The organism is Bradyrhizobium sp. McL0616 (assembly GCF_049993385.1).
Classification (GTDB): Bacteria; Pseudomonadota; Alphaproteobacteria; order Rhizobiales; family Xanthobacteraceae; genus Bradyrhizobium.
On the sequence record NZ_CP188255.1, the window covers coordinates 2,737,732 to 2,763,929 of the forward strand.

21 protein-coding genes and 1 pseudogene are annotated in these 26,198 nt (G+C 64.2%); 15 read left to right on the plus strand and 7 right to left on the minus strand.

Annotation, left to right across the window (positions count from 1 at the left end; all coding sequences use genetic code 11):
* Window positions 1-4: 4 nt before the first annotated feature.
* From ACPPVR_RS12960 to ACPPVR_RS12970, 3 genes are all read left to right on the plus strand, one after another.
* Window positions 5-1,468 carry a GH1 family beta-glucosidase gene (locus ACPPVR_RS12960; RefSeq protein WP_426614601.1) on the plus strand — a complete coding sequence of 488 codons (1,464 nt, stop codon included), beginning with the start codon at window positions 5-7 and terminating at the stop codon, window positions 1,466-1,468.
* A gap of 208 nt (window positions 1,469-1,676) precedes the next feature.
* The gene (locus ACPPVR_RS12965; RefSeq protein WP_426614602.1) at window positions 1,677-2,909 is read left to right on the plus strand and encodes an acetyl-CoA C-acetyltransferase; all 1,233 of its coding nucleotides are present in this window, start codon (window positions 1,677-1,679) and stop codon (window positions 2,907-2,909) included.
* 281 nt (window positions 2,910-3,190) lie between these two features.
* Window positions 3,191-3,493: an HU family DNA-binding protein gene (locus ACPPVR_RS12970; RefSeq protein WP_426614603.1), complete on the plus strand. Its 303-nt coding sequence runs from the start codon at window positions 3,191-3,193 to the stop codon at window positions 3,491-3,493.
* Window positions 3,494-3,723: 230 nt separating this feature from the next.
* Here ACPPVR_RS12970 and lon read toward each other — a convergent pair whose 3' ends face one another.
* The 3 genes from lon to ACPPVR_RS12985 all read right to left on the minus strand — a co-directional run bounded on the left by lon (window position 3,724) and on the right by ACPPVR_RS12985 (window position 7,264).
* Entirely contained in the window at window positions 3,724-6,117 is a 2,394-nt protein-coding gene (lon, locus tag ACPPVR_RS12975) for an endopeptidase La (protein WP_426614604.1), read from the minus strand.
* Window positions 6,118-6,125: 8 nt separating this feature from the next.
* Window positions 6,126-6,509, minus strand: coding sequence for an Hsp20/alpha crystallin family protein (locus ACPPVR_RS12980; protein WP_011088914.1), 384 nt, complete (start codon window positions 6,507-6,509; stop codon window positions 6,126-6,128).
* A gap of 188 nt (window positions 6,510-6,697) precedes the next feature.
* Window positions 6,698-7,264 carry a ferritin-like domain-containing protein gene (locus ACPPVR_RS12985; protein ID WP_426614605.1) on the minus strand — a complete coding sequence of 189 codons (567 nt, stop codon included), beginning with the start codon at window positions 7,262-7,264 and terminating at the stop codon, window positions 6,698-6,700.
* A gap of 144 nt (window positions 7,265-7,408) precedes the next feature.
* Here ACPPVR_RS12985 and ACPPVR_RS12990 point away from each other — a divergent pair, with 144 nt between their 5' ends.
* From ACPPVR_RS12990 to ACPPVR_RS13020, 7 genes and pseudogenes are all read left to right on the plus strand, one after another.
* Window positions 7,409-8,035 (plus strand): MarC family protein, encoded by a 627-nt coding sequence (locus tag ACPPVR_RS12990; RefSeq protein ID WP_426614606.1) that lies wholly within the window; start codon window positions 7,409-7,411, stop codon window positions 8,033-8,035.
* A 160-nt stretch (window positions 8,036-8,195) separates the two neighbouring features.
* A complete protein-coding gene (locus ACPPVR_RS12995) occupies window positions 8,196-8,849 on the plus strand; it encodes a class II aldolase/adducin family protein (protein ID WP_426614607.1) in 654 nt (217 codons plus the stop codon).
* 8 nt (window positions 8,850-8,857) lie between these two features.
* Window positions 8,858-10,645 carry a chloride channel protein gene (locus ACPPVR_RS13000; protein WP_426614608.1) on the plus strand — a complete coding sequence of 596 codons (1,788 nt, stop codon included), beginning with the start codon at window positions 8,858-8,860 and terminating at the stop codon, window positions 10,643-10,645.
* A 127-nt stretch (window positions 10,646-10,772) separates the two neighbouring features.
* A complete protein-coding gene (locus tag ACPPVR_RS13005) occupies window positions 10,773-12,062 on the plus strand; it encodes an alpha/beta hydrolase (protein ID WP_426614609.1) in 1,290 nt (429 codons plus the stop codon).
* A gap of 118 nt (window positions 12,063-12,180) precedes the next feature.
* Window positions 12,181-12,551, plus strand: a pseudogene (locus ACPPVR_RS13010) (hypothetical protein).
* 1,344 nt (window positions 12,552-13,895) lie between these two features.
* Window positions 13,896-14,867: a hypothetical protein gene (locus ACPPVR_RS13015; protein ID WP_426614610.1), complete on the plus strand. Its 972-nt coding sequence runs from the start codon at window positions 13,896-13,898 to the stop codon at window positions 14,865-14,867.
* 109 nt (window positions 14,868-14,976) lie between these two features.
* Window positions 14,977-16,149, plus strand: coding sequence for an autotransporter outer membrane beta-barrel domain-containing protein (locus tag ACPPVR_RS13020; RefSeq protein ID WP_426614611.1), 1,173 nt, complete (start codon window positions 14,977-14,979; stop codon window positions 16,147-16,149).
* A 432-nt stretch (window positions 16,150-16,581) separates the two neighbouring features.
* On the opposite strand, the gene ACPPVR_RS13025 is transcribed toward ACPPVR_RS13020, so the two are convergent.
* Window positions 16,582-16,920: a hypothetical protein gene (locus tag ACPPVR_RS13025; RefSeq protein WP_426614612.1), complete on the minus strand. Its 339-nt coding sequence runs from the start codon at window positions 16,918-16,920 to the stop codon at window positions 16,582-16,584.
* A gap of 132 nt (window positions 16,921-17,052) precedes the next feature.
* Here ACPPVR_RS13025 and ACPPVR_RS13030 point away from each other — a divergent pair, with 132 nt between their 5' ends.
* The 4 genes from ACPPVR_RS13030 (at window position 17,053) to uraD (ending at window position 19,665) form a co-directional block, all read left to right on the plus strand.
* On the plus strand, window positions 17,053-17,331 hold the full coding sequence (locus tag ACPPVR_RS13030; protein WP_426614613.1) for a hypothetical protein: 279 nt from the start codon (window positions 17,053-17,055) through the stop codon (window positions 17,329-17,331).
* A gap of 88 nt (window positions 17,332-17,419) precedes the next feature.
* Window positions 17,420-17,833 carry a DUF3830 family protein gene (locus ACPPVR_RS13035; protein WP_426614614.1) on the plus strand — a complete coding sequence of 138 codons (414 nt, stop codon included), beginning with the start codon at window positions 17,420-17,422 and terminating at the stop codon, window positions 17,831-17,833.
* Window position 17,834: 1 nt separating this feature from the next.
* Window positions 17,835-18,770: an allantoinase PuuE gene (gene puuE, locus ACPPVR_RS13040; RefSeq protein WP_426614615.1), complete on the plus strand. Its 936-nt coding sequence runs from the start codon at window positions 17,835-17,837 to the stop codon at window positions 18,768-18,770.
* A gap of 7 nt (window positions 18,771-18,777) precedes the next feature.
* Complete coding sequence (gene uraD / locus ACPPVR_RS13045) at window positions 18,778-19,665, plus strand: 2-oxo-4-hydroxy-4-carboxy-5-ureidoimidazoline decarboxylase (protein ID WP_426614616.1); 888 nt, start codon at window positions 18,778-18,780, stop codon at window positions 19,663-19,665.
* Here uraD and ACPPVR_RS13050 read toward each other — a convergent pair.
* The 3 genes from ACPPVR_RS13050 to ACPPVR_RS13060 are packed head-to-tail and all read right to left on the minus strand — an operon-like array spanning window position 19,662 to window position 24,632.
* Window positions 19,662-21,059: a nucleobase:cation symporter-2 family protein gene (locus ACPPVR_RS13050; protein ID WP_426614617.1), complete on the minus strand. Its 1,398-nt coding sequence runs from the start codon at window positions 21,057-21,059 to the stop codon at window positions 19,662-19,664. The two genes, uraD and ACPPVR_RS13050, sit on opposite strands and share 4 nt — an antisense overlap.
* Window positions 21,060-21,084: 25 nt before the next feature.
* Window positions 21,085-23,808, minus strand: a complete 2,724-nt coding sequence (locus ACPPVR_RS13055; RefSeq protein WP_426616093.1) for a molybdopterin-dependent oxidoreductase — start codon at window positions 23,806-23,808, stop codon at window positions 21,085-21,087.
* On the minus strand, window positions 23,805-24,632 hold the full coding sequence (locus ACPPVR_RS13060) for an FAD binding domain-containing protein (RefSeq protein ID WP_426614618.1): 828 nt from the start codon (window positions 24,630-24,632) through the stop codon (window positions 23,805-23,807). Before ACPPVR_RS13060 ends, ACPPVR_RS13055 begins: the two co-directional genes overlap by 4 nt.
* A 154-nt stretch (window positions 24,633-24,786) precedes the next feature.
* Here ACPPVR_RS13060 and ACPPVR_RS13065 point away from each other — a divergent pair, with 154 nt between their 5' ends.
* A complete protein-coding gene (locus tag ACPPVR_RS13065) occupies window positions 24,787-26,136 on the plus strand; it encodes an 8-oxoguanine deaminase (RefSeq protein WP_426614619.1) in 1,350 nt (449 codons plus the stop codon).
* Window positions 26,137-26,198: the final 62 nt, after the last annotated feature.

Consider the following 26,198-nt stretch of genomic DNA (forward strand, 5'->3'; position numbering starts at 1 on the left):
ATCAATGTCGGACAAGGTCTCGCGCCGCCAGTTTGCGAAGCTCGCGGGGCTGTCAGCAACCGGAATGGCCAGCCCGCTTGAGATAGCGGAGGCCAGGCCGGCATCGGCGCCGCGCAGCGCGAGCGGCTTTCCGCCAGGTTTCCTCTGGGGCACGGCGACCTCGTCCTATCAGGTCGAGGGCGCGGTCGATGAGGACGGGCGAGGGACCTCGATCTGGGACAAGTTCGTGCGCATCCCCGGCAAGATAGAGGATGGCTCGACCGGCGACCGCGCCAACGAGCATTATCACCGCTACAAGGACGACATCGCGCTCATCAAGGAGCTCGGCTGCAAGGCCTATCGCTTCTCGGTGGCCTGGCCGCGGGTGTTTCCCGACGGCGACGGCAAGCCGAATCCGAAGGGGCTCGACTTCTACAATCGCCTGGTCGACGAGCTCCTCAAGAACGGCATCGAGCCGTGGCTGACGCTCTACCATTGGGACCTGCCGCAATCGCTCCAGGATCGCTTTGGCGGCTGGCGTTCGACGGAGACCTGCAAGATCTTTGGCGACTACGCGGGCTATGTCGCAAAACACCTCACCGATCGGGTCGGGAACGTGTTCACGCTGAACGAGAGCGGCCGCTTCGTCTATTTCGGCTATGGCATCGGCATCGATGCGCCCGGCGTCACGCTGCCGCAGGCCGAGATCAACCAGATCAGGCACAACAGCGCGCTCGCGCATGGGCTTGCGGTGCAAGCGGTGCGCGCCCATGGCCGCCACGGCACCCGCGTCGGGCCGGCCGAGAACATCGATGCCTGCATTCCCGCGATCGACACGCCCGAGCATGTCCGCGCCGCCGAAATTGCGCTGCGCGAGATGAACGCCGGCTATCTCAACGTCATCATGGAGGGCCACTATACCGATGCCTTCCTGAAATTCGCCGGTGCCGACGCTCCGAAATACACGGACGCCGAGTTGAAGATCATCTCATCGCCGATCGATTTCCTCGGCCTCAACATCTATGCGCCGCAGCACTACATCGTTCCGTCTGATCAGGGCGCGGGGTTCGCGCCGCTGCCCATTCCAAAATCCTTTCCGCATATGAATTCGGACTGGCTCCGCGTCGGGCCCGAGACGATCTACTGGGTGCCCAAGCTGGCGGCAAAAATCTGGAAGACCGATGCGATCTACATCAGCGAGAACGGCACCTCCGGCGAGGACCAGGTCACGCCCGACGGCAGGATCTACGACACCGACCGCATCATGTACCTGCGCAACTATCTCGCCCAGCTCCAGCGCGCCACCGCCGAAGGCGCGCCGGTGCGCGGCTATTTTCTGTGGAGTCTGATGGACAATTTTGAATGGGTGTTCGGCCTCAACAAGCGCTTTGGGCTCTATCACGTCAATTTCGACACCCAGGTCCGCACGGCGAAGCTCAGTGCCAGCTTCTATCGCAACGTAATCGCGAAGAACGCGGCGGGGGCGTAGCGACAATTGCGCGGTTGTCGCTGATTTGCCCGACAAGTCAGTTGCTTCGCACGCGTCGCCGCGCCTGATGCGGCACCCGCAATTCTACTTTGCATGGGGTTGTTTTCGCGTTTTTTTGCAGAGAGGGCGTCCGCCACCGCGCATTGACTCCGCTGTCCCCCTGATTCACAACGCCTCTCAACATCCATAAAAAAGAGGGACAACGCCAATGACCGATGCACTCATCATCGATGCCTGCCGCACCCCGCGGGGCGTCGGCAAGGCCGGCAAGGGGGCACTCTCCGGCATTCATCCGCAGCAACTCGGTGCCACCGTGCTGCGCGCGCTCGCCGATCGCACCGGCATCGACACCGCCGATGTCGACGACATCGTCTGGGGCTGCAGTGCGCAGGTCGCGACCCAGGGCGGCGATCTCGGGCGGATGTCGGCGCTCGACGCCGGCTACGACGTGCGCGCCAGCGCCGTGACGCTCGACCGCTTCTGCGGCTCGGGCATCACCAGCGTCAACATGGCCGCATCCTCGATCATGGCGGGCGCCGAAGACCTCGTCATCGCCGGCGGCTGCGAGATGATGTCGATGGAAGGGCGTCGCGGTTCAAGTCCGATGATGATGGATAGCGGCAATCTGCGGCTGCGTGCGCGGCATCCCCAGTCGCATCAGGGCGTCTGTGCCGACGCTATTGCAACGCTGGAGGGCATCACACGGCAGGATGTCGATGCGCTCGGGCTGGAAAGCCAGAGGCGCGCAGGCCTTGCGATTGCCGGCGGTCACTTCAAGAAGAGCCTCGTTCCCGTCCATCGCGAGGACGCCAGCCTCGCGCTCGACCACGAAGAATATCCGCGGCCGCAGACCACGATGGAAGGCCTCAGCAGCCTGAAGCCGGCATTCCCCGCCGTTGCCGACTATGCGATCGACGACAAGGGCACGACCTATCGCGGCCTGATCCTGCAGAAGTATCCCGACCTGAAGATCGACTTCATGCACCATGCCGGCAACTCGTCCGGCGTCGTCGACGGTGCCGCCGCGATCCTGCTGGCCTCGCCCGCTTACGCCAAGGCACACGGCCTGAAGCCGCGCGCCCGCGTGGTGGCGATGGCGAACTTGGGGGACTCGCCGACCCTGATGCTGAACGCGCCGGTGCCGGCCACCCGCAAGGTGCTGGCGAAAGCGGGCCTCACCATCGACGACATCGACCTGTTCGAGATCAACGAGGCCTTTGCGGTGGTAGCGGAAAAATACATCCGCGACCTCAAGCTCGACCGCGCCAAGGTCAACGTCAACGGCGGCTCGATCGCGCTCGGCCATCCCATCGGCGCCACCGGCTCGATCCTGATCGGCACCGTGCTCGACGAGCTCGAACGGCGCGACCTCAAGCGCGGTCTCGTCACCATGTGCGCCGCCGGCGGCATGGCGCCGGCGGTCATCATCGAGCGCCTCTAGCCTTATTTTTCAGGGTGAATCGCGACCGGCCTCCGACAAAGAGGCCGGTCGTCACTTGTCGAAAGCATCGAATCAGCTTTAGCAAGGCTGCTTGCGGGCCTCTGAAACAAGGCAAAAACCGCTGCCCGAGGCTCTTCCCGCTCTGGAAGCAGCTAAAAAGCAGGGTTTTTTGCCACAGGGGGCCAAATAAGCCCGTAAAACCGCGACAAAACTGTGCAGAAGGCTATAGGCCTTCTCCGGTTGGTCTAATATGCAACCGGCAACGAATCAGAGGAGACACGATGCCAACCCAACTTTCCAAATCGCAGCTGATCGAAAAGATCGCGACCAGCACCGAGCTTTCCAAGCGCGACGTCAAGAGCGTCATCGAGACGCTGACCGACGTCGGCCACAAGGAGCTGAAGAAGAACGGCCTGTTCCTGGTGCCGGGCTTCGCCAAGTTCGTGGTCATCAAGAAGCCCGCGACCAAGGCGCGCAAGGGCACCAACCCGTTCACGGGTGAAGAGATGATGTTCAAGGCCAAGCCGGCCCGGAAGATCGTCCGCGCCCGCCCGGTCAAGGCCGCCAAGGACGCTGTGGCCTGATAAAGCAAAGGCCCCCTCGTGAGAGGGGGCCTTTTGTCGTGAGGGACCGCGAGGGCTGATGCGGAGGGGATCAGTCCTTGCGGCGCTTCACCCGGACCGGAATCGGCTGAAGCCGCGGCTCCGGTGCCGCGAGCGCGTCGCGAACCCGGTCAACCGCGCGATCAAGCAATTGGCGCACGCGCTGCATCTTTCGCGATCTCTTCGCTCTTTTCAGCAATTCACTCATCGCATCACTCCGCCGCTTCGACGTTGGCCTCGGCTGGCTCGAGCGCCGCGGCGATCGCTTCGTCGACACGTTCCAGCCAGATGAATTCGAGGTTGTCCCGCGCGCTCTTCGGGATGTCGTCGTAATCCCGCTTGTTGCGCGCCGGCAGCATCACCCGCTTCAGCCCGGCGGCGGCGGCAGCCACCACCTTCTCCTTGATGCCGCCGACCGGCAGCACGAGGCCGCGCAGCGAGATCTCGCCGGTCATGGCAGTGTCGCTTCGCACCGTCCGATTGGTGAGCAGGGACGTCAGCGCCGTGAACATCGCAACGCCCGCGCTCGGTCCGTCCTTCGGGGTTGCCCCCGCCGGAACGTGAACGTGGATGTCGCTCTTCTCGAACAACGACTGGTCGATGCCGAGCTGCGTGGCTTTGCTCTTCACCAGCGTCAGTGCCGCCTGCACGCTCTCGCGCATGACATCGCCGAGCTGACCGGTCAGGATCAGGCTGCCACGTCCGTGCACGCGCGTTGCCTCGATGAACAGGATGTCGCCGCCGACCGGCGTCCAGGCAAGGCCGGTGGCCACGCCGGGAATGCTGGTGCGCTGCGCGATCTCGCCCTCGAAGCGCGGTTGCCCGAGCACGGTGCCGATATCGTTCGGCGTCACGACCACCTTCGCAGCCGTGCCTTCAGCGACCTGCACGGCGGCATGCCGGAACAGCTTTCCGATCTCGCGCTCCAGGTTACGCACGCCGGCCTCGCGGGTATAACCTTTGACGACCAGCTTCAGCGCCTCCGGCTCGATCTCGGCTTGCTCGGCGGTCAAGCCGTTGGCCTCGAGCTGCCGCCGCACCAGGTAGCGCCGCGCGATCTCCAGCTTCTCCTCCTGGGTGTAGCCGGCCAGGCTGATCAGCTCCATGCGGTCCAGCAGCGGACCCGGAATCTGGTCCAGCATGTTGGCGGTCGCGATGAACACCACGCGCGACAAGTCGAAGGGCACGGCCAGGTAGTTGTCCCGGAACGTTCCGTTCTGCTCGGGGTCGAGCACCTCCAGCATCGCAGCCGAGGGATCGCCCTGCACGCCGCGGCCCATCTTGTCGATCTCGTCCAGCATCATGACGCAGTTGCGCGTGCCGGCCTTCTTGATGCCCTGGATGATGTTGCCGGGCAGCGCCCCGATATAGGTGCGCCGATGGCCGCGGATCTCGGCCTCGTCATGCACGCCGCCGAGGCTGACGCGCACGAAGGGGCGATCCATCGCGCGCGCGATGGATTGGCCGAGCGATGTCTTGCCGACGCCGGGCGGCCCGACGAAGCACAAAATCGGCGCCTTGCCCTGCGGCGCGAGCTTGCGCACCGCGAGATATTCGATGATCCGGGTCTTGATCTTCTCCAGGCCGAAATGATCGGCGTCGAGAATGCGACGCGCCTCCTTGATGTCGATCGGCTTCTCCTCGGGCAGCGCCCAGGGCAGCTCGATCAGCCAGTCGAGATAAGTGCGGACCATGCCGGCTTCGCCGGCGGCCTCGGGCATCCGCTCGTAGCGGCGCAGCTCCTTCCTAGCGTGCGCGTCGGCTTCTGGCGGCATCTTGGCCTCCGCGATGGCAGCCGTCAGCTCGGCCACCTCTGCCGCCTTGCCGTCGCCTTCGCCGAGCTGGCGCTGGATGGTCGCCATCTGCTCGCGCAGGATCGCCTCGCGCTGCCGCTCGTCGAAAGTGGCGCGGGTCTTCTGACCGATCTCGTTACTGATGCGCAGCACCTCCAGCCGTTCGGCCAGATGCTTCGACACCTTCTCGACGCGCAAGGCGAGGTCGATGGTCTCCAGGACCTCCTGCTTGTCCTGCGGCTTGATGTCCATGAAGGACGTTGCCAGATCCGCCAGCGTGCCGGGCACGGTGGTGCCCTGGAACATCGCGACCAGCTCCTGCGGCGCCTGTGGCAACAGCTCGATCGCCTCGATCGCCTGGCGCTGCAGATTCAAGGCGCGCGCCTCGATCTCCGGCGATGTCGTGGTCGGCTCCGGAATTTGCTGGATCCGCGCAGCCAGGAACGGCGTTCCCGGCAGGAAGTCGAGGATGCGGGCGCGCTGCACGCCCTGGCAGACGATGTGATGGGTGCCGTCGGGCGCGGTGATATAGCGCACGATGTTGGCGATGGTTGCGATCCGATAGAGGTCGTCCGGACCCGGCTCTTCGGTCTCGGGGCTGCGTTGCAGAACGATGCCAATCGGCCGCTGCTCGCGCAGCGCCTGCTGCGCGGCGGCGACCGACTTCGGTCGCGCGATCGCGATCGGCGCGATGGCACCGGGGAACAGCACCATCTCGCGCACGGGGATGATGATCAGCGCGTCTTCGGGGATCTTCACGTCAGAATTGTTTGGGGAATGGGTCTGTGCGGTATTCATCTGTTCGGTGGCCATGGTCGACCTCAGGATTTGGCGAGGCGCAGTGCGACGCAGCCGTCCATCACGAAGCGGCTGATGGCATAGCGGCCAAGGGGAAGCGCGATGCGGCGCTCGAAGCGGCCCTGCGGCAGCTCCAGCCGGTGGATGCGGGCGTTGCGAAGCTCCGGCGGCAGCGTGCGCTGGCCGGAGATGACGAGCGCGCCGTCATGGATCACCGTCTCGACATTGTCGGGATTGACGCCGGGAAGCGCGACCAGGATCAAAAGCTCATGCTCGGTCTCGAGCACATCGATCGGCGGTTCCCAGCAGGCTTCCTGACGGCCGAACTGCTGACGCAGCCGTTCGGCGCGGGTCAGGGAGTCCAGGGCTTCGGACAGCATCCAGTCGAGGGGATTTTTAGGTTGCATGGCAAAACTCGGGGGAAGGCGCTGCGATTGGAAAAACAGCATATGGGGATGGTTCCCCGGAAATCCAGCATCGCGCGTTTGCAGCATGCCTGGCCCCTCGAACCCGGGGAGCCCCTTGCGGTCAAACGCGACAGCGCCGCGGAGATGTTCCGCGGCGCTGAAGGCAACAGTGAGGCGAGACGCGCGTATCAGGCGGCGGCGCGGTACTCCTCCTCGGCTTCGAGGTTGATAACGGAGGTGGCCAGCTCGCTCAGCGTGTGATCGGTCGCCTCTTCCTCGTCCAGCGTTGCCTGGAGCAGTCTTGCTGCGTCGGGCATGCCGAGCTCCTCGGCCCAGGTGCGCAGTGTCCCGTAACGGGAGATCTCGTAGTGCTCGACGGCCTGAGCGGCCGCGAGTAGGCCGGCATCGAGGGCAGGGGCGTTCTTGAAGTCCTTCATGATCTCGGCACCCTCGTCGGTGATGCCGTTGATCGCCTCGCACGGCTTGCCGCGTGCGGGCTTGCCCAGCATCTTGAAGATCTGCTCCAGCCGTTTGACCTGGCCCTGTGTCTCACGCAGATGCTTGTTGAAGGCGGCCGCGAGATCCTTGGAATGCGCCGCCTTGGCCATCTTAGGCAGGGTCTTGATGATCTTGTTCTCGGCGTAATAGATGTCCTTCAGCGTCTCCAGGAACAGGTCGCTCAGCATCTTCGGCGCCTGACGCGGCCGGCGCGTCGCGGTTTTCCTGGTGGTGCGCTTCTTTGCTTGTTTAGCCATGAATCCTCCTCTTGAGGGGCACGGGAAAGGCGATCCCGTCCTCAATCCTCGCGCGACCAAGACTCTGCGAGGACAAATGTTCCTCGCGAAGGCTGCAGTGAGCCGTTATGGATTGCGGCAGCACCTCGCGCGCGACCTATCCGCATGCTCGACTTCGCCCTGTCCGCTTTCGTGACACTGCTGCTGGTGGTCGATCCGGTCGGCCTTGCGCCGGCCTTCCTCGCCGCGACCGGGGGCATGCCGGACAAGATCAAGCGGACGGTCGCTCTGCGCGCCCCTATGATCGCGGCCTCGATCCTGATTGTGATCGCGCTGGTCGGAAACTGGCTGCTGCGCCAGCTCGGGATCGGCATCCCTGCGTTCCAGATCGCCGGCGGGCTCTTGCTGTTCGGGGTGTCCTACCAGATGATCTTCGGCGACCGTCCGCATCGCGAGGCGAGGGAGGCCGACAAGGCGACGTCGGAGCATGCCTCCGATGTCGCGGTGTTTCCGCTGGCAATCCCCATGATGGCCGGCCCCGGCGCGATCGCGACCACACTGCTCCTGACGGGCGATGCCGGCTACGGGCCGAGACTTGCCATCATCATCGCGATCGTCCTCGCGGTCTGCCTGCTCTGCATGCTCTGCTTTGTCTCCGCGGGCCTGATTGCGCGTACTCTCGGGCGCACCGGAAATGCCGTGCTCTCACGGGTGCTCGGCATGCTGCTCGCGGCCTATTCGGTGCAGTTCGTGATCAATGGGATCGCGGCCGTCCGGGCGACCCTGCCCTAGGGCTGCGACGATCCGTTAGCCTGTTGATTTTACGGGATATTTACTGGTATCCCGGGAGCATCGATGAGACGGCGCGCGATCGGGCCGCTTTCTCTTGCACTGCCGCATTGCTTTGACGTACTCCCCCTCTCAAAGGAATGTGCATCGCCGGGAATTCGAGATGTCGATGACAGCGGACGAGCTCGACAAGAGACAGGCCATCATCGACGCCTGCCGCCGCATGAATGCGCTTGGCATCAACCAGGGCACCTCCGGCAACATCAGCGTGCGTTTTGGAAATGGGCTCCTGGTTACGCCGACCAGCGTGCCTTACGAGGCCATGACGCCCGATCAGATTGTCTTCATGGCGATGGATGGTTCGCATGCCCCCACCCAGAAGCCGTCCAGCGAGTGGCGCTTCCACCGTGACATCCTGAAGGCGCGCGGCGACGTCAATGCCGTCGTGCATGCCCATCCGACCTACTGCACCATTTTGGCGATCATGGGTCTGGATATCCCCCCGGTGCATTACATGATCGCGGCCGCCGGCGGCGACAGTATCCGCTGCGCGCCCTATGCGACCTTCGGGACCGCGGAGCTGTCCGAACATGCGGTGAGTGCGCTGGTGGGCCGGCTCGCCTGCCTGCTCGACCATCACGGCATGATCGCGGTCGGCAAGACGCTCGACAAGGCGATGTGGCTCGCCGTCGAAGTCGAGACGCTGGCGCGGCAATATCACGGCTGCCTACAGATCGGAAAACCACCGCTGCTCTCGAGCGCCGAGATCGAACGGGTCCGCCAGCGCATGGCCGGCTACGGCATGTCGGAAGGTTAGGGCAGGCGGTGTTCGCGCGGATCAGACATATCGTCGATCGCAAGGGATCGAACCGCATCATGGTTCGGCTGCGCGCGCTGTTGCGCAGCAACGAGTTCTACCTGATTCCGCTGGCGCTGGTGATCGGCACGCTGGCCGGCGCCATCGTGACGCTGATGGCCGAGATCGCGCAGATTGCCCATATGGTGATCTACGGCATTCCCATCGATGTCCGCCTCTCCGCCAACGCCCGGGTCAGTCCCTGGGCGGCGCTGCTCGCGCCCGCGCTCGGCGGGCTGGCGCTCGGCATCATGGAATGGTCGCGGCGGCGGATGAAGATTTCCAGCGCGGTCGACCCGATCGAGGCCAATGCGCTGCGCGGCGGCAATCTGTCGATGCGCGACAGCGTGGTGGTGTCGAGCCAGACGCTGATTTCCAACGGCTGCGGCGCCTCGGTCGGCCTCGAAGCCGGTTATACCCAGATCGGCTCGGGCATCGCCTCGCTGTTCGGCAAATTCTTCAATCTCCGCCGCAACGACCAGCGGCTGATCGTCGGCTGCGGCGCTGCCGCGGCGATCGCGGCGGCCTTCGGCGCGCCGATCACCGGCGCCTTCTACGCCTGCGAGCTGATCGTCGGCGTCTATTCGGTCGGCAGCGCCGCGCCGATCCTGGCCGCCTCGCTCGCCGGCGCCCTGACCGCGCAATGGCTCGGCGGCGCGCCGTACTCCATCGAAATACCGAAGGTCAGCGCCGTCGGCATCGAGCAATATCTGGCGCTGATCGGGCTTGCGCTCATCACCAGCGGCGTCGGCATCGCCGTGATGCGCTCGTCCTCGACGTTTGAGCGCCTGTTCGCCTGGCTGCCGGTGTGGCTGCGCCCGGTGATCGGCGGCCTCATCGTCGGCAGCTTTGCGATCGTCACGCCGCAGGTGCTCGCGGCTGGCCACGGCGCCATGGTGCTCGATCTCTTTCACGACCTGACGATTGGTCTGATCGCGCTGATCATCGCCCTGAAGGTGACGGCGTGCCTGATCTCGCTCGCCTCGGGCTTCCGCGGCGGTCTTTTCTTTGCCTCGCTGTTCGTCGGCAGCCTGATCGGAAAGTTTTTCGCCGCGGTGCTGCTGCTCATCAGCCCGGAGTTTGTGATCGATCCGCTGGTGTCGATGCTGACGGGCATGGCGACGCTCGGCGTCGCCATCGTCGGCGGTCCCCTGACCATGTCGTTCCTCGTGCTCGAGATGACCCGCAATGTCGACGTCACCGCCGTGGTGCTCGCCGGCTGCATCGTCACCTCGATCTGCGTCCGCTTCATGTTCGGCCATTCGTTCTCGACTTGGCGCCTGCACCTGCGCGGCGAGACCATCCGCAGCGCCAACGACGTCGGCTGGCTGCGCAACCTCACCGTCGAGCGTCTGATGCGCTCCGATGTCGGCAAGGTGCCGTCGACCACGACGATCGCCGCGGTCCGGAGCGAGTTTCCGCTGGGATCGCGGCCCGGCATCGTCATCGTCAACAATGCGGACGAATATGTCGGTCTCGTCCTGCTGCCCGATTTGTTTTCCAGCGACCTCGACACCATCGCCAACGACATCCAGATCATCGAACTCGCGCGTCTGACCGACATCGTGCTGATTCCGGAAATGAACGTGAAGTCGGCGATGGCGGTGTTCGACGAGGCGGAGGCCGAAATGCTGGCTGTTGTCGATTCCACCGACAGCCGCAAGGTGGTCGGTTTCTTGACCGAGTCCACCGCCCGCCGCCGCTATGTCGAGGAGATCGACAAGGCCACGCGCGGCGTGCTGGGGGCGTTGTCGTAGGGTGCGTTGAACCGGGCAAGTTGACGCTGGCACGCCTTGCGGACTTGCCAGATCGCCCACAACCTCTAGGCTAGAGACGGACGGTCAGGCTGCCGCTTTGGCCGCCCTCAGCGACGAGGGACGTGCGATGTCCGACACACTTCGCCTGTTGCTTGCCTTGCTCGACCTTGGACCGCAGCTGGAGACTTTGCTCGGCGGCAAATGGCCGGCTTACCGCGACGAATTGCTGGAGCTCGCCGGGCGTGCAGCCAACGGTGACGACCCCAGCGAGCTCCGCCACGCGCTCGACGCGCTGGTTCAGCGTCTGCTTGCCGAAGCGCCAGTCGCGGAGCTCGTCCGGCATGCCGTACAGGAAGCGGAGCCCCCGCCGGCCAAGGAGATCGTGGTCCGACGCGGCCACGTTCGGCCGAGCGCGGACGAGACGACCGGCATCGTCACGATTCCCGTCTTCTACGGCACGGATCGCGCCCGGGGCGACGATACGCCGGCGAACTATTTTCGCGGTGCCCGCGGGGCGCCGGCGTTCGGGGTTGCGGAGGTCAGCGTGCCCACGCGCGGGCGCGACCTCGGCGAACTGACGGGTCCGAGCTGGTGGCGCTTCGAATTTACGGCCGATCCGGCAAAGCACGTCATCCTCAAGATGGTCGGATCGCTTGGCCGCGATGCTTTCGTCGCGAGCCTGAAGGACTCGCTTGCTGCGGCGGACCAGCGCGACGCCCTCGTCTTCGTGCACGGCTTCAACGTGTCGTTCGAAGATGCGGCGCGGCGGGCCGCGCAGATCTCCGTCGACCTGAAGTTTGCCGGCAGGACGCTGCTGTACAGCTGGGCGTCGGCGGCGGATGCGAAGCAGTACACCGTGGACGAAAGCACGATCGATTGGTCGCGTGACCATTTTGAAGCGTTTCTCCAGCTCGCGCTGAGCGAGATCGGCGCCCGAGAGGTTCACGTCATCGCTCACAGCATGGGGAACCGCGCGCTGGTCAACACGCTCGAACGGATTCCGTCGTGGCAATTGCCGGCGGGTGCCGCAAAGCTCGGTCAGGTCGTCTTCGCGGCGCCTGACGTCGACTGCGACCGCTTCGTCCAGCTTGCCGCCAAATTCAAGGGGAGCGCCGCGCGCTTCACGCTCTATGCCTCGTCACGCGACGTCGCGCTGCTGGCTTCGAAGTTCGTGCACGGCTATCCAAGGGCGGGCGAGGCTGGCGAAGCGTTGCTGGTCGTCGACGGTGTCGATACGATCGATGCGTCGCTGGTCGACACCAGCCTGGTCGGCTTGCACCACTCCTATTTCGGCGACAAGCGCTCGATCCTCAACGACATGTTCAACCTGATCACGCAGCAAGTCGCGCCGGACAAGCGCTTCGATCTCGAGGCCGTGGGCGATACGCTTCGGAGATACTGGAGCTATCGCGCCTAGGGGATCTAAAAACGATTAATGCGCGGCAGATCGCCGCGATCACGAAACCATTTCGGAGCTTTGCGCATTATGTGTTGTTTCCATATCTCTTCTTTGGGTGAGGACAGAGGACTTTGAGATGAGCAATAGATTTGTGAATTCGAGAGTTAGCCGCATCACCGACTGGCCGCATTCGCTGGTCTCGCCCTGGCTGTGGCGTCCATCTCGCCTGCGGCCGCCGCGGCCAAGGGGGCGCCTGCGATGGCAGGGCAGGGCTCATCCAATGCTACCGATTTTAGCGCCGCGCGACGTCGCCACTATTATCGGCGCGGGCCGAACGCCGCGGGCCTTGCCTTCATGGGCGTCGCGGCCGGTCTGATCGGAGGCGCGATCGCCGAGAGCCGGCGCCAGGAGTACTACGACAATTATTATTATAATGGCGGCCCGCGCTATTATGGTCCAGGCTATGGCTACTATGGTGGACCGCGCTACGACTATAATCCGTACTGACGGTGACGGTAGCCCGGATGGCGCGCAGCGAAATCAGGAGCCGATCGAGCTCGTGGCAAGCCGCCCGATTGCGCTGCGCTCTATCCGAGCTACGGGCCTGTGCCCGCCTGTGTCGTGCGCTTGTCAATCCGATCTCATGAAAATATTCCATTTTACCGAAATTCGGAAATATCGTATGTATTGCCCGGCTCGACCTGGAGGGGCGATCGTGCGTCGTCACTGATCGAGAGCCGGGTTGCGGTGGACGCGGCAGCGTCGGCGCGAGATGGTGCGGGCAGGGCGAGTAGTCCTGTGAGCCCGAAACCGAGCGCGAATGAGCGGCGCTGTGAAGTTCGTCTCGCCAGCATTTTCCGGCAACGTCGACAGCGCCGGAGAACCCTGTGGCGGCCGGCGAACGCGCGTACGGCAGGCGACTTGTGAGCTCTGACGAGAGGCTTCGTCCTTCTGACGCAGCTTTTCCAGAACATCCGGCGACGTGGCGGCAGCAGCGCCGGGGCCACCGAGGCTGTCCCATTGCGATAGATCAAGTTGCAAGTGGGTTCCGTCCTCGGACCGGTCCTTGAAATCGCGGTGGTGCTTTTCCAGATGAGCGTCTGCTTGTCCGCCGTTCAACTTGCCCTGCGCAAGCGCGGCGTGAAAGAGACTGTTAGCTGCTTGTCGTTAGTTCCATCTACCCGGTGCGAACGCCTAGGGGGACCTCGATGGATGGCGGTCCCTCCGCACCGAGGCGAGGCCCTCCGAGATTTTTAGGGAAAGCGAGGTACGCGCGACTGCACTTATCGAGGGTATCTGGTGCGAGAGAGAAAATCCGTGGTTGCAGTTACAGACGAGGCAACAGGTCTGAAGATGTGGAGTGGAAACCGGATGCGAATTCAGCTTCCGGGAGCGTAGCGGACCAATTGTGCTCAAAGCGAATTCTCCGGATCTTGACCCAGTCGGACAATATCGCTCGGTCGAGGAAGAAACTTCCGTCAAGATCCAGATTTGGTCTGCGCCACTGTCCATTGTGTAACACGCTCGCAACGGCGGGTGACCAACTCAAGTTGCGCTGGTTGTTCGTCACACTTGCGGCAAGGTTCGCGGCATTTGTGGCGTGAGCTGAGTTCGTGCGCTGACTTCTGCACGCTCCGCCATCGATCGGCACGACGTTTCGAAATGGCAACTCCGTGACTGGGGACAGTGATGGACTCTGGGACCACAATCGGGCGAGCCAATGTCGATGCTGGCGCGCGGAAACCTTGGGCCACCAACTCAGTAAGATATTCGGGTCGCTTCGGGACCACGCGCGAGCTGGAAGACGCTTCCACGGTAGTTCCGGCGTCGAGGGATTCGCGCAAGGGCCAAGTGCGCGCGCATCTGTCGGCAACGACGGCGGTCGCAGCGCTGCTCGCGGCTACTTCGTCTTACGCGCAAAACGCGACCTGGACCGGGGGCGGAGCTCCCGTTGCCAACGAATGGAGCCAAGGCAACAACTGGACTCCGGCGCCCGTGCCAACCGGTACGGCGAATTTCACCAACAACGGCGCCCCTACGTCGGTGATCATCTCGGCGAACACAACGATCAACACAATACAGTTCGATGCCGGAGCGCCGGCCTATACATTTACCAGCGGGTTTAACGGCAGTACCTTCAATATCGTTGGCCAGGGTATCGTCAACAATTCTGCGGTCGCGCCGCACTTCATCAATTTTATCAGCTTAACCCTTAGCGGGCAGGCCGGTAATGCCAACTTCACCAACACCGGCACACTTATATTCAGCAACACGACCACCACGGTGAGCGGCACGATCGACGGCACAGGCCTGGTTCTCGTGACCGGCGTTGCAAATCCGGTCACGTTCACGGGCAGCAACACCTACACAGGCCCGACCGTCGTGAGCAACGGCAAGCTGATTGTCGATGGTTCGATCGCGTCGTCAAGCCAGACGACGGTGAACAGCAACGGCGCGCTAGGCGGAAGCGGCACGGTGGGCAAGACCCTCATCAACGCGGGTGGTTTCCTCGTTCCCGGTCCGGTGGGAACGCCGGGCAGCATAAACGTCGCCGGTAGCCTCGCATTTCAATCCGGCGCGTTCTACTTCGTACAGTTAAACCCCTCGACGGCGTCAACCACCAATGTGACCGGCACCGCCTCGCTCGCGGGGACAGTGGTCGCCGATTTTGCACCTGGGAGTTATGTGTCACACCGATACACCATTTTGACGGCCGCCGGCGGACTCACCGGCACATTCGATGCTCTCGCCAATTTTTGGCTTGCCGGCCGGCTTCTTCGCGCGAGTGACCAACAACGGCAACAGCGCAATACTTATTCTTAGGGCCCAGCTCGTTCCCGAACCTAACCCGCCTATCATCCCACCCGAAGTACCGGGTGGACCAACACCACTGCCGCCGCCCCCGCCGCTCTTCACCGGCAACCAAATCAACGTGGGCACTGCGATTGATAATTTCTTCAACAATGGCGGCGCGCTGCCGCCGGCCTTCGCGTCGCTGTTCGGCCTCGCTGGCAGCAATCTCACCAATGCGCTGGACCAGATTTCCGGAGAGGCTGCGACCGGCGCACAGACCGCGGCATTCCAGCTCGGCAGCCAGTTCCTCAACCTGATGCTTGACCCCTTCGTCGATGGCCGTTGCGATGTTGGCCGCACTAACCAACCGGCGCTCCTCTCTAGACCCGAGTGCGAAACCAAGCGGTCGGACCCGGCTCTGGCCTATGCCTCGGTGTACAACAAGGCGCCCCCGGCTCCGGTACGGGTCTACGAGCCGCGCTGGACGGTGTGGGGTGGCGGCTATGGTGGTGGCAATAAGACCAACGGCGATCCCGTGATCGGCAGCCACGATCTGTCGGCACGCACCGCGGGCTTCGCGGGCGGGTTCGACTACCGCCTTGCGCCCAATTCCGTGGTGGGCTTTGCGATCGCCGGTGGCGGTACCAATTGGAGCCTGTCGCAGGAGCTTGGTGGTGGCAGAAGCGATGCCGTCCAGGCCGGCGTTTACGGCGCTACCCGTTGGGGTGCGGCCTATCTCGCCGCAGATTTTGCCTTCACCAATCACTGGATGTCGACGGACCGTTTCGCTTTTGCAGGCGACCATCTGACGGCCGCCTTCAATGCGCAGAGCTACGGCGGGCGGCTGGAAGGCGGCTATCACTTCGAGACGCCGTACGTCGGAGTTGCGCCCTACGCAGCGATCCAGGCGCAGAGCTTTCATACGCCGAGCTATAGCGAGACCGGCACCATTCCCAACGGGTTTGCCCTCGCGTTCGGCTCGCGCGATGCCACCGATACCAGGACCGAGCTTGGTGCGCGCTTCGACCGGGCGTTGGCGGTCTATCCGAATGCCGTGCTCGCGCTGCGCGGTCGTGTCGCGTGGGCGCATGATTGGGTGAGCGACCCCACCCTTATGCCGCTGTTCCAGTCGCTGCCGGGGGCGAGCTTCATCGTCAATGGAGCGCCCCCCGCGAAAGATTCCGCGCTGGCCTCGGCGGGCGCGGAGCTTCGGTTCGCCAACGGCATCTCGCTGCTTGCCAAGTTCGACGGTGAGTTCGCAAGCAAGTCGCAGACCTATGCCGGCACCGGCACGATTCGCTACAGCTGGTAACAGCACCGGATTGGCGCGCCTTGGGCGGCGACTTCCGCCTATGGCACAGTCAAGCTTTTGCGGAGGTGTGGAGCACCCAACCCACCGCGCAGGGAAGGCCGTGTGTTGGGCTTCACCTGTATGCCGCTGTGCAGTTCTTCTGCATGTGCCTTCGCACAGCGGACCGTGGGTGCCAGCCGGCACCCGGCCTTCCCTGCGCCCTCTTGGATAAGAGGGTGGAGAGATGAAGCAAAGCTCGGGTGAAATCAGCTGCGAGGGTGCGAAGGCTTGTCTGCACGTCGAATGGCGAGCTAGAAGATGACGACGGTTCACCTTGCTCCGTCATTGCGAGCGCAGCGAAGCAATCCAGAGTCTTTCCGCGGAGGGATTCTGGATTGCTTCGCTCCGCTCGCAATGACGACATTCAAGCGGTTGCGCTCTATGCTTCCGGCATCACCGTCCCGCCGGTGCCGACAATGCGCCGTTGGAATACCGCCACTGCTCCAGCTCGCTCGGCTGCGACGGCCAGAGGGCGGCGTTGGAGTCGCGCACCGATTGGCTGATGGGGGCAGGCTGCGCCTTGCGCACGTGGTGTCGGTCGCTTGCTGCGGCGGTCTGGATGGTGATGGCGGCAATCAGCGTGGCGCCGAGAATGGTGAAAGTTTTATGCATCGTTGTTTCTCCCGTGGCGACGCTCCGGCTGTGAGAGGAATGTCCCTTCTGCACGTCGCTGCGGCTGACATGGCGATGGGCCCTGCCGAATATCAGCAGCGCCGGCTTCACGATCGGCAACGCCGCCTTCACGATGGGGCGAGCAAATTTTTTGGTCTCGGCTAAATATTCGGCAATTGGCCCTTTGGGGCCGGTGGACTTGCCCCCCGCAATCCGGTTGAATGGGGCGAATTGAGATTTTGAGCGACAACGATGTCGAAATATCTGCTGGTCCTTCTGTTGATCGCCTCGCCGGCCGCGGCGCAGGTCAAATTGACTCCGAAGACCTCGACGGCGCATCCCGACCCCTGCGCGCCGATCGGACGAACCGCGGATGGCAAGCTGGTCTATTCCATGACGTGCGAGACCCTGCCGGCGCCGCCTGCGCCCCCGCCCCAGGCGGAACTGAGGGAGGCGCCGCAGCCTGCCGCCGAGCCGGAGCCGGAAGTGCGGCGGAGTGGCCTTTTCGGCTGGTCCTACGACCGCAGGTGACGGGCCGCGCCCCTTGCACGAAGCCCTCTGGAATGCTCTTTGCTTGAAAGTTCCCGTGGGGCCGATGTCCCCGATCCAGAGAGATGAGATGAGCAAACTCGTTATCCAAGCCGGTGATTTCAGCTTCGATGCCCGCTTCGAGGAGCAGGCGGCGCCCAAGACCGTCGCTGCGTTCCGCAAAGCGCTGCCGTTCGAAAGCCACATCATCCATGTGCGCTGGAGCGGCGAGGGTGTATGGATGCCACTGGGGGACCTCGACTTCGGCGTCGGCTACGAGAACCACACCAGCTATCCTGCGCCCGGCCAGATCATCCTCTATCCCGGCGGCATCAGCGAGACCGAGATCCTGATGGCTTATGGCGGCGTGAGCTTCGCGAGCAAGATGGGCCAGCTCGCCGGCAACCACTTCATCACGGTGACCTCGGGCCTGGAGAATCTCGCGACGCTTGGCAAGAGCGTGCTGTGGAAGGGAGCCCTTCCGATCCGCTTCGAGGAAGTCTGACTTGGCGGACGCCCGCTACCCGCGCGATCTCCACGGTTACGGCCGCAACCCGCCGCATCCACAATGGCCTGGTCATGCGCGGGTCGCGGTGCAATTCGTCGTCAATTTCGAAGAAGGCGGCGAGAACAACATTTTGCACGGCGACCGCGCTTCCGAGGCGTTCCTGTCCGACGTGCTCGGCGCGCAGCCATGGCCGGGCCAGCGTCATGCCAATATCGAATCGATGTTCGAATATGGCTCGCGTGCCGGCTTCTGGCGGCTGTGGCGGATGTTCAGCGAGCGGAAGTGGCCGACCACCGTGTTCGGCGTTGCCACCGCGCTCAAGCGCAATCCGGAAATTGTCGCGGCGATGACGGAGCAAGGCTGGGACATCGCGAGCCACAGCCTGAAATGGATCGAGCACAGGGACATGACGGAGGCGCAGGAGCGCGCCGAGATTGCCGAGTCGATCCGCGTCCACACCGAGGCCACCGGCGCGCGGCCGCTCGGCTGGTACACCGGGCGCTCCTCGATCAACACCAACCGCTTGCTGATGGAGGAGGGCGGCTTCCTCTATCTCTGCGACTCCTATGCCGACGACCTGCCATACTGGGTCAAGGGCGCCAAGGGCAAGCAGCTCATCATTCCCTATACGCTTGACGCCAACGACATGCGCTTCATCAACCCGCAAGGCTTTGCGGAGGGCGAGCAGTTCTTCACCTACCTGAAGGATGCCTTCGACGTGCTCTACGCCGAGGGCGAGACCGCGCCGAAGATGATGTCGGTCGGGTTGCACTGCCGTCTCGCCGGTCGGCCTGGCCGTGCGGCGGGGCTGATCCGCTTCCTGGATTACATCGGCAAGCATGAGCGCGTCTGGGTGCCGACGCGGCTCCAGATCGCGCAGCATTGGCACGACAAGCATGTGCATCTTGCGGCCGATGCGTTCGAGATCGGGTGAAGTCACGATGTCGCAAATCTCGCTCGCCGATCTCAACGCCGCTGATAAGGCCGCGTTTGTCGCGGCACTCGCCAACGTCGTCGAATATTCACCATGGATTGCCGAGCAGCTCGCGGCGCAGCGTCCATTCGCCGGCATCAATCAGCTGCATGCTGCGTTGATGGCGGCGATCCAGAGCGCCGAGCCCGACGTTCAACTGGCGCTGATCCGGGCCCATCCCGATCTCGCCAACAAGACCCAGCGCGCGGCGGGCCTCACGGCCGAGTCGACCGACGAGCAAAACAGCGCCGGGCTCGACCGGCTGTCGGATGCTGAATACGCCGCCTTCGAGCGCGTCAACAATGCCTATCGTGAGAAGTTCGGCATCCCCTATATCGTCTGCGTGCGTCGTCACACCAAGGATTCCGTGCTGCGCGACTTCGAGACGCGGTTGCGCAACATCGCCAAGACCGAGACGCGGCGCGCGATCGAGGAGATCGGCCGCATCTCGGCGCTGCGGCTCGATCAGCTCGTCATTGCCGACGACAAGCTCAAGGTGCACGGCCGGCTCTCGACCCATGTGCTCGACAATCACGCCGGCAAGCCCGCGCCAGGGATTGCCGTCGAACTGATCGAGCTTGCGGCGCTGGGCGAGAACCGCGTCATCGCGCGCGCCGTCACCAATGCGGACGGCCGTACCGACCAGCCGCTGATCGGCGGTCGCCCGCTGCCGATCGGCCGCTACGAGCTCAAGTTCGGCGTCGCCAAATATTACGCTGAGCGCAACGTGCCGTTGTCCGACCCGCCGTTCCTCGACGAGATCCCGCTGCGCTTCGCGATCAGCGAGCCGGAAAGCCACTACCACGTGCCGTTATTGGTCACCCCGTGGAGCTATTCGACCTATCGCGGCAGCTAGACATGCTGCGCCGATGCCGCGACTGACGCTGCGTCGGCCTCTGCTGCGGCGCCACCGCTCAGGCCGTTGAAGAAGGCGTTGAGCAGCACCGAGACCACCGCACAAAGCAAAATGCCGGACTCCAGCAACGGCTGGAGGTCGTGCGGCAAATTCCGGAAGAAGCCGGGCGCGACCAGCGGGATCATGCCGAAGCCGATCGAGATCGCGACGATGAAGAGATTGTAGCGGTTGGTGCGGAAATCGACCGAGGTGAGGATGCGCGCGCCGGTCGCCGCGACCATGCCGAACATCACGAGGCCGGCGCCACCGAGCACGACCAGCGGTACGGCCTCGACCAACGCCGCGAGCTTCGGCAGCAGCCCGAGCACGAGCATAATGCCGCCGCCGGTTACGGTGACCCAGCGCGAGCGCACGCCGGTCACCGAGACGAGGCCGACGTTCTGCGAGAACGAAGTGTAGGGAAAGGTGTTGAAGATGCCGCCGAGCAGCGTGCCGACGCCGTCGGCGCGCAAGCCCTTGGTCAAGGCTTCGCGGTCGATCGACTTGCCCGTGATGTCGCCGAGCGCGAGGAACATGCCGAGCGACTCGATCATCACCACGATCATGACGATGCACATGGTCAGGATCGGAACCGGATGGAATTGCGGCATACCGAAGTGGAACGGAATCACGATCGCGCCCCAGGACGCGGCGGCGACCTTGTCGAAATGCATCACGCCCAGAACAGTTGCCAGCACGGCGCCGGCGATGATGCCGAGTAGCACGGAGACATTAGCCAGAAAGCCAGTGCCCCATTTGATCAAGCCGAGGATGAACAGCAGCACGAACAGCGAGATGCCGAGGCCCTGCAACTGCCCATAGGCCGGATTGGGGAAGCTGCCGGCGACGCCATCGACCATCTTTGTCAGCGTCGGCAGGCCGCCGCCGGCCCAGTTGATGCCGACCCGCATCAGCGAGATACCAATCACGAGTATGATGGTGCCGGTGACGACGGGCGGAAACAGAGGCAGCAACCGACTGATGAAGGGCGCGGCGATGATGCCAAAGATGCCGGCGGTGATGACGGAGCCGTAGATGCCGAGCAGGCCGATGTCGGGCGCGGTCGCCATCGCCAGCATCGGGCCCACTGAGGCAAAGGTCACGCCCATCATCACGGGCAGGCGAATGCCGACGCCGGGGAAGCCGAGGCATTGCACCAGTGTCGCAAGACCGCAGGCGAACAGATCGGCGCTGATCAGGAAGGCGACATCCTCCGGCGGCAATTTCAGCGCGCGCCCGATGATCAGAGGCACTGCGACCGCGCCGGCATACATCACCAGCACGTGCTGGAGCCCGAGCGCCAGCAGGCGCGGGACCGGCAAGACCTCGTCGACGGGATGGACTTCGCTGCTCACCGATGACTCCCCCAATGGAATGTGCTCAACCAAATTTCTCGTGCAAGGCCGGAAACAGCCGGTCCGGCTTATAGGGCGGTGCGGTGAAGCGGATGCCGGTGGCGTCCGCAATCGCGTTGGCGAGCGCGGCGGTGACCGGATTGTACGGGCTCTCGCTCATCGACTTTGCGCCGAGCGGCCCGATCGTGTCGGATGTCTCGGCGAAGAACACTTCGGTGCGGGGCACATCGGCAAAGGACGGCAAATGATAGTCGCGGAACTTTGGATTGGTGACGCGGCCGGTCGCATCGATCACCATCTCCTCATAGAGCGCGGCACCAAGCGCCTGCGCCACGCCGCCCTCGACCTGGCCGCGGCACTGCATGGGATTGGCGACGACGCCCGCGTCTGCAGCCTGCACGCTTTTGAGAATCTTGATCTCGCCGGTGCCCTTGTTCACCGCGACGCGAAATCCCTGGACGTTGAAGCCGACAGAGCGCGGCGTGCCGCCGGAATTGCCATTGGCTGCGAGCGGCTGGCCGCGTTCACGCGCAAGCTTCGCCAACTCCGCAAATGACATGCGCCGCACGCCGCTGACGACGGCTTCGTCCTCAAGCGTGCAAGCTCCGACGTCGCAAAGCCAGGCATCTGCGGCGGCCGCCTTCAGTTCGGTCGCAAGCTGCATGGCCGCCGCATGCGTCGCCTTGCCGGCCACAAAAGTGCCTGCGCTGCCATAGGCGCCGGTGTCGTGGCCACCATGAGCGGTATCGGACTGACGCAGGCGGATCTTGTCCACGGTGGTCGCAAGCGTCGTCGCCGCGATCTGCCGGTGTACGGTGCTGGTGCCGTTGCCAAACTCGGCCGTGCCGACGGTGAGATCGAAGCCGCCACCATCGTTGAGCGCGATCATCGCATCCGCGAAGTGGCCGGCCGGCGGCACCGTGTCGATCATGGTCAGCGCGATGCCGTCGCCGATCAGCCATTCCGGCGACAGATCGCGCTGCGGGCCATCCGCTTGCATCGCGCGCTCGACGAGGTCGAGGCACTGGTCGAGCCCGTAAGAGCCATAGAGTACGTCGTGATAGTCGGATGGCGGCGGCGACAGCATGGGATCGCCGGGCTTGACGATGTTGCGGCGGCGCATGTCGTAGGGGCTGATCCCGAGCTGCCGGGCGAGCTCGTCGATCGCGGCTTCCACCGCGATCAGCGTCTGCGGCAGGCCATAGCCGCGAAACGCGCCTGATGGCACCGTGTTGGTGTAGACGGCGTAGCCGTCGACCCTCTTGTTCGGGCAGTTGTAGACGGCGATGGACTCTGACAGCGCGTGGAACATCACGGGGCCGGCGTGATTGCCATAAGCTCCGGTGTTGGAGAGCACGTCGAGCTGGAGTGCGGTGAGCTTGCCGTCCGCATCGGCGCCGGCTCTGATGCGGACCCGCATCGGATGCCTTGTCGAGGTCGCGATGAACTGCTCCTCGCGGGTGAGCTCGAGCTTGACCGGCCGTCTGGTCTTCAGCGCGGCGAGCGCCAGGATGTCCTCGACGAACATCTCCTGCTTGCCGCCGAAGCCGCCGCCGACGCGCTCGCAGAACACGCGGACCTTGTCCATGGGAAGCTCAAAGATGTCCGAGAGCGCGCGCCGGGTCAGGAACGGCACTTGCGTCGAGCAGCGGACGTTGAGCACGCCGGCATCATCGAGCCAGGCGAGGCCGCCATGGGTCTCGAGAGCTGCATGCTGCACACGTTGGCTGTGGAAGGTGGCTTCGTAAGTGACAGCGGATACGTCGAGCGCTGCTGCGACATCGCCGAACTCGCCGTGAGTCTCTGCGACGAGATTACGCTGTGCGTCGGCAACGCGGTTCTCGGTGGTCCGATCGGGATGAATGATCGGTGCGCCCGGTGCCATGGCCTGCTCAGGATCGACCAGCGCGGGCAGGATCTCGTATTCGACCTTCAGCCGCCGGCAAGCTTCCTCGGCAGCGCCTTCGCTCTCCGCAACGACAGCGGCGATCTTCTGGCCGATGAAGCGGACGACGTCGTCGAGGATGCGGGTGTCCTCGGGGTCCATCCAGTCTTTCTCGTGCCGCGCGGTCGAGAACAGCATCGTCGGCGCGTCCTCATGCGTCAGCACGGCGTGCACGCCGGGAACGCTCAGGGCCGCCGACTTGTCGATCGCGATGATCCTTGCGTGGGCGTGCGGCGAGCGCAGCAGCTTGATATGCAGCAGGCCTTCGATTTCGGTGTCGAAGGTGTAGCGCGCCTTGCCGCGCACGATGTCGGGGCCTGCGGGCGCAGGCAAACTGCGGCCGAACGCTGCGCCAGCCTCGATGCTCTCCTCGACATTGGTCTTGCCGAGGATCGCATCCTCGATCGCACGGTAGCCGGTGCAACGGCAGATATTGCCCTTCAGCGCTCCGCCAAGATCGGTGCGTTGTGCCTGGTTGAGCGAGGCGCAGGTGAGGATCATGCCGGCGGTGCAGAAGCCGCACTGGAATCCCTGCGCATCGAGGAAAGCCTGCTGCATCGGATGCGCGCCGCTGTCTCCGCCAAGCCCTTCGATCGTGGTGACAGCCCGGCCTTCGGCGCGGAAGGCTGGGATCAGGCAGCTGTGTACCGGCTCGCCGTCGAGCAGCACGGTGCAGGCGCCGCAATCGCCGGCATCGCAGCCTTTCTTTACGCCGAAATGGCCGAGCTCGCGCAGGAAGGTGCGCAGGCACTGGCCCGCGCGCGGATCCTGCGGAAATGTCTTGCCATTGATCTCAAGACTCATGGCCACGCCGTGTCCAGCAGTTCGCCGCGGATCTCCTCGGCCAGCCGCAGCGTCATGTGCCTGCGCCAGAGCGGCTTGCCGTGGATGTCGGTGTGGTACAGCTCTTCGGTGATCTGCTGCTCGATTGCTGCACGGAGCGCGGTCGCATCCGGTGGCTTGGGAAACGATAGCTGGATTGGTCGCACCGTCGATGCGGTCACCGTCAACGTCAGCGTGCTATCGGCATCGAGGCTGCCGGTCAGAAGCGCCGCGGAGCGGCCGACCGGCGCGAGCGAAATCTGGCGAAACGCCGAGCGGCGCTTCAGCGCGGCAATCGGGATATCGATCTGCCGCAGCAGGTCGCCCGGCGTCAGACGGTTGCGCTGGTTGCCGGTGACGAAGTCGATGACGGGAATCTTCTGCTCGCCGCCGGTTGCCTTCCAGATGGTGCAGACCCCGTCGAGCGCTGACGTGAGCGAGATCATCGGTCCGGCCGGCAGGGACATGCAGAGATTGCCGCCGACCGTCGCCGTCTTCCAGATCTTGAACGAGGCGAGGAAGGCGCGACAGCACTGGCTGATCAGCGGCGCCGCGAGCCAGTCGGTCGGGCAGGCGAGCGCGTCGAGTTGCGAAATCGTGCAGGTCGCGGCAACGGTGAGATGGTTTTCCGTAATTGTCAGCGCCGGCCATTTCAGATCGGTAAGATCGATGAGCCGTGTCAGGTGCGCTTGCGGTTCGGAGAACAGCCAAGTGCCGCCTGCGAGCCAAGCATCACCTGACGTCCAAACGGGCAGGTCGCAGCGCGTTTGCGGATGGGCGACTGCTGTGATGGTATTCAAGTCCATGGCTGCGCCAACGCTTCCACCGAACGCATTATTCTCTGGGAAAGTCTTGCAAGACCAGCGCCAAGTGGCAACAACAAGTCGCAGCAATGACGCTCTGGGGCTGGCCTTTGCCTTGCAGGCCATTCGTTAACGTGAGGCGAGGAGGAGCAGGTTCATGAGCGATGCAAAGCCGATCTGGATCAGGGATCCCCTGGCCATCCTCGCCGACGGCGCCGAGCGCGGGATCGTGGTGAAAGACGGCCGGATCATCGAGCTCGTGCCGCCCGGCGGTACGCCCGCGACCTCCGACGTCGCGGTGTTTGATGCGGGCGAACATGTCGTGCTGCCCGGGCTTATCAACACCCATCATCATTTCTACCAGACGCTGACACGGGCCCTGCCGGCGGCGATGGACCGCGAGCTGTTTCCCTGGCTCCAGGCGCTTTATCCGGTGTGGGCGAGAATGACGCCGGAATCGCTCGAGCTCGGCGTCACCGTGGCGATGTCCGAGTTGCTGCTGTCGGGCTGCACCACGACGACGGACCATCACTACGTGTTCCCGGCCGGGCTCGAGGAGTCCATCGATATCGAGGTTGGGGTCGCAAAACGGCTCGGCGTGCGTGTGCTGCTGACGCGCGGCTCGATGAACCTGTCGCAGCGTGACGGCGGCCTGCCGCCTGATAGCGTTGTGCAGGACGAGGACACAATCCTCGCCGACAGCGCGCGCGTGGTCGCAAAACATCACCAGCGCGGCGCGGATGCGATGGTGCAGATTGCGCTCGCACCGTGCTCACCGTTCTCGGTGACGACGTCGCTGATGCGTGCCACGGCCGATCTCGCCGACAAGCTCGATGTGCGCTTGCACACCCATCTCGCCGAGACCGAGGATGAGAACAAGTTCTGCGAGCAGATGTATGGCTGCCGTCCGCTCGACTATCTCGAACGATGCGGTTGGCTCAACGCGCGAACCTGGCTCGCGCACGGCATTTTCTTCAGCACCGAGGAGATGAAACGGCTCGGCAAGGCCAGGACCACCATCAGCCATTGCGCCTGCAGCAACCAGCTCCTGGCCTCCGGCTGCTGCCCCGTGTGTGAGATGGAGGAGGCCGGCGTCGGGATCGGGATCGGCGTGGACGGCTCGGCCTCGAACGACGGGTCGAACCTGATGCAGGAAGTGCGGGCTGCCTTCCTGCTGCAACGGGCGCGCTACGGCGTGACGAAGGTCAGCCACAGGGATGCGCTGCGCTGGGCTACCAAGGGCTCGGCGGCCTGCGTCGGCCGTCCGGAACTCGGCGAGATCGCCGTCGGCAAGGCCGCCGACCTCGCGCTGTTCAAGCTCGATGAGCTGCGCTTCTCGGGCCACGGCGATCCGCTGGCCGCATTGGTGCTGTGCGGTGCGCATCGGGCCGATCGGGTGATGGTGGCGGGCAAATGGGCCGTGATCGACGGTGCGATCCCGGGACTGGACGTTCCGGAACTCATCCGCCGGCACAGTTCCGCGGCGCGGGCGATGCAGGCGGGATAGGCCAAGAAGAATAGGTAGAATAGAAGGAGGGGGCGACCACAAGTGCCGGGTGCTTCTGGCCA

Excerpts from the sequence above, each read along its gene's own strand:
- ACPPVR_RS12960 (WP_426614601.1), top strand. The coding sequence starts at position 5 with ATGTCGGACAAGGTCTCGCGCCGCCAGTTTGCGAAGCTCGCGGGGCTG.
- ACPPVR_RS12965 (WP_426614602.1), top strand. The coding sequence starts at position 1,677 with ATGACCGATGCACTCATCATCGATGCCTGCCGCACCCCGCGGGGCGTC.
- ACPPVR_RS12970 (WP_426614603.1), top strand. The coding sequence starts at position 3,191 with ATGCCAACCCAACTTTCCAAATCGCAGCTGATCGAAAAGATCGCGACC.
- lon (WP_426614604.1), bottom strand. The coding sequence starts at position 6,117 with ATGGCCACCGAACAGATGAATACCGCACAGACCCATTCCCCAAACAAT.
- ACPPVR_RS12980 (WP_011088914.1), bottom strand. The coding sequence starts at position 6,509 with ATGCAACCTAAAAATCCCCTCGACTGGATGCTGTCCGAAGCCCTGGAC.
- ACPPVR_RS12985 (WP_426614605.1), bottom strand. The coding sequence starts at position 7,264 with ATGGCTAAACAAGCAAAGAAGCGCACCACCAGGAAAACCGCGACGCGC.
- ACPPVR_RS12990 (WP_426614606.1), top strand. The coding sequence starts at position 7,409 with ATGCTCGACTTCGCCCTGTCCGCTTTCGTGACACTGCTGCTGGTGGTC.
- ACPPVR_RS12995 (WP_426614607.1), top strand. The coding sequence starts at position 8,196 with ATGTCGATGACAGCGGACGAGCTCGACAAGAGACAGGCCATCATCGAC.
- ACPPVR_RS13005 (WP_426614609.1), top strand. The coding sequence starts at position 10,773 with ATGTCCGACACACTTCGCCTGTTGCTTGCCTTGCTCGACCTTGGACCG.
- ACPPVR_RS13030 (WP_426614613.1), top strand. The coding sequence starts at position 17,053 with ATGTCGAAATATCTGCTGGTCCTTCTGTTGATCGCCTCGCCGGCCGCG.
- ACPPVR_RS13035 (WP_426614614.1), top strand. The coding sequence starts at position 17,420 with ATGAGCAAACTCGTTATCCAAGCCGGTGATTTCAGCTTCGATGCCCGC.
- uraD (WP_426614616.1), top strand. The coding sequence starts at position 18,778 with ATGTCGCAAATCTCGCTCGCCGATCTCAACGCCGCTGATAAGGCCGCG.
- ACPPVR_RS13055 (WP_426616093.1), bottom strand. The coding sequence starts at position 23,808 with ATGAGTCTTGAGATCAATGGCAAGACATTTCCGCAGGATCCGCGCGCG.
- ACPPVR_RS13060 (WP_426614618.1), bottom strand. The coding sequence starts at position 24,632 with ATGGACTTGAATACCATCACAGCAGTCGCCCATCCGCAAACGCGCTGC.
- ACPPVR_RS13065 (WP_426614619.1), top strand. The coding sequence starts at position 24,787 with ATGAGCGATGCAAAGCCGATCTGGATCAGGGATCCCCTGGCCATCCTC.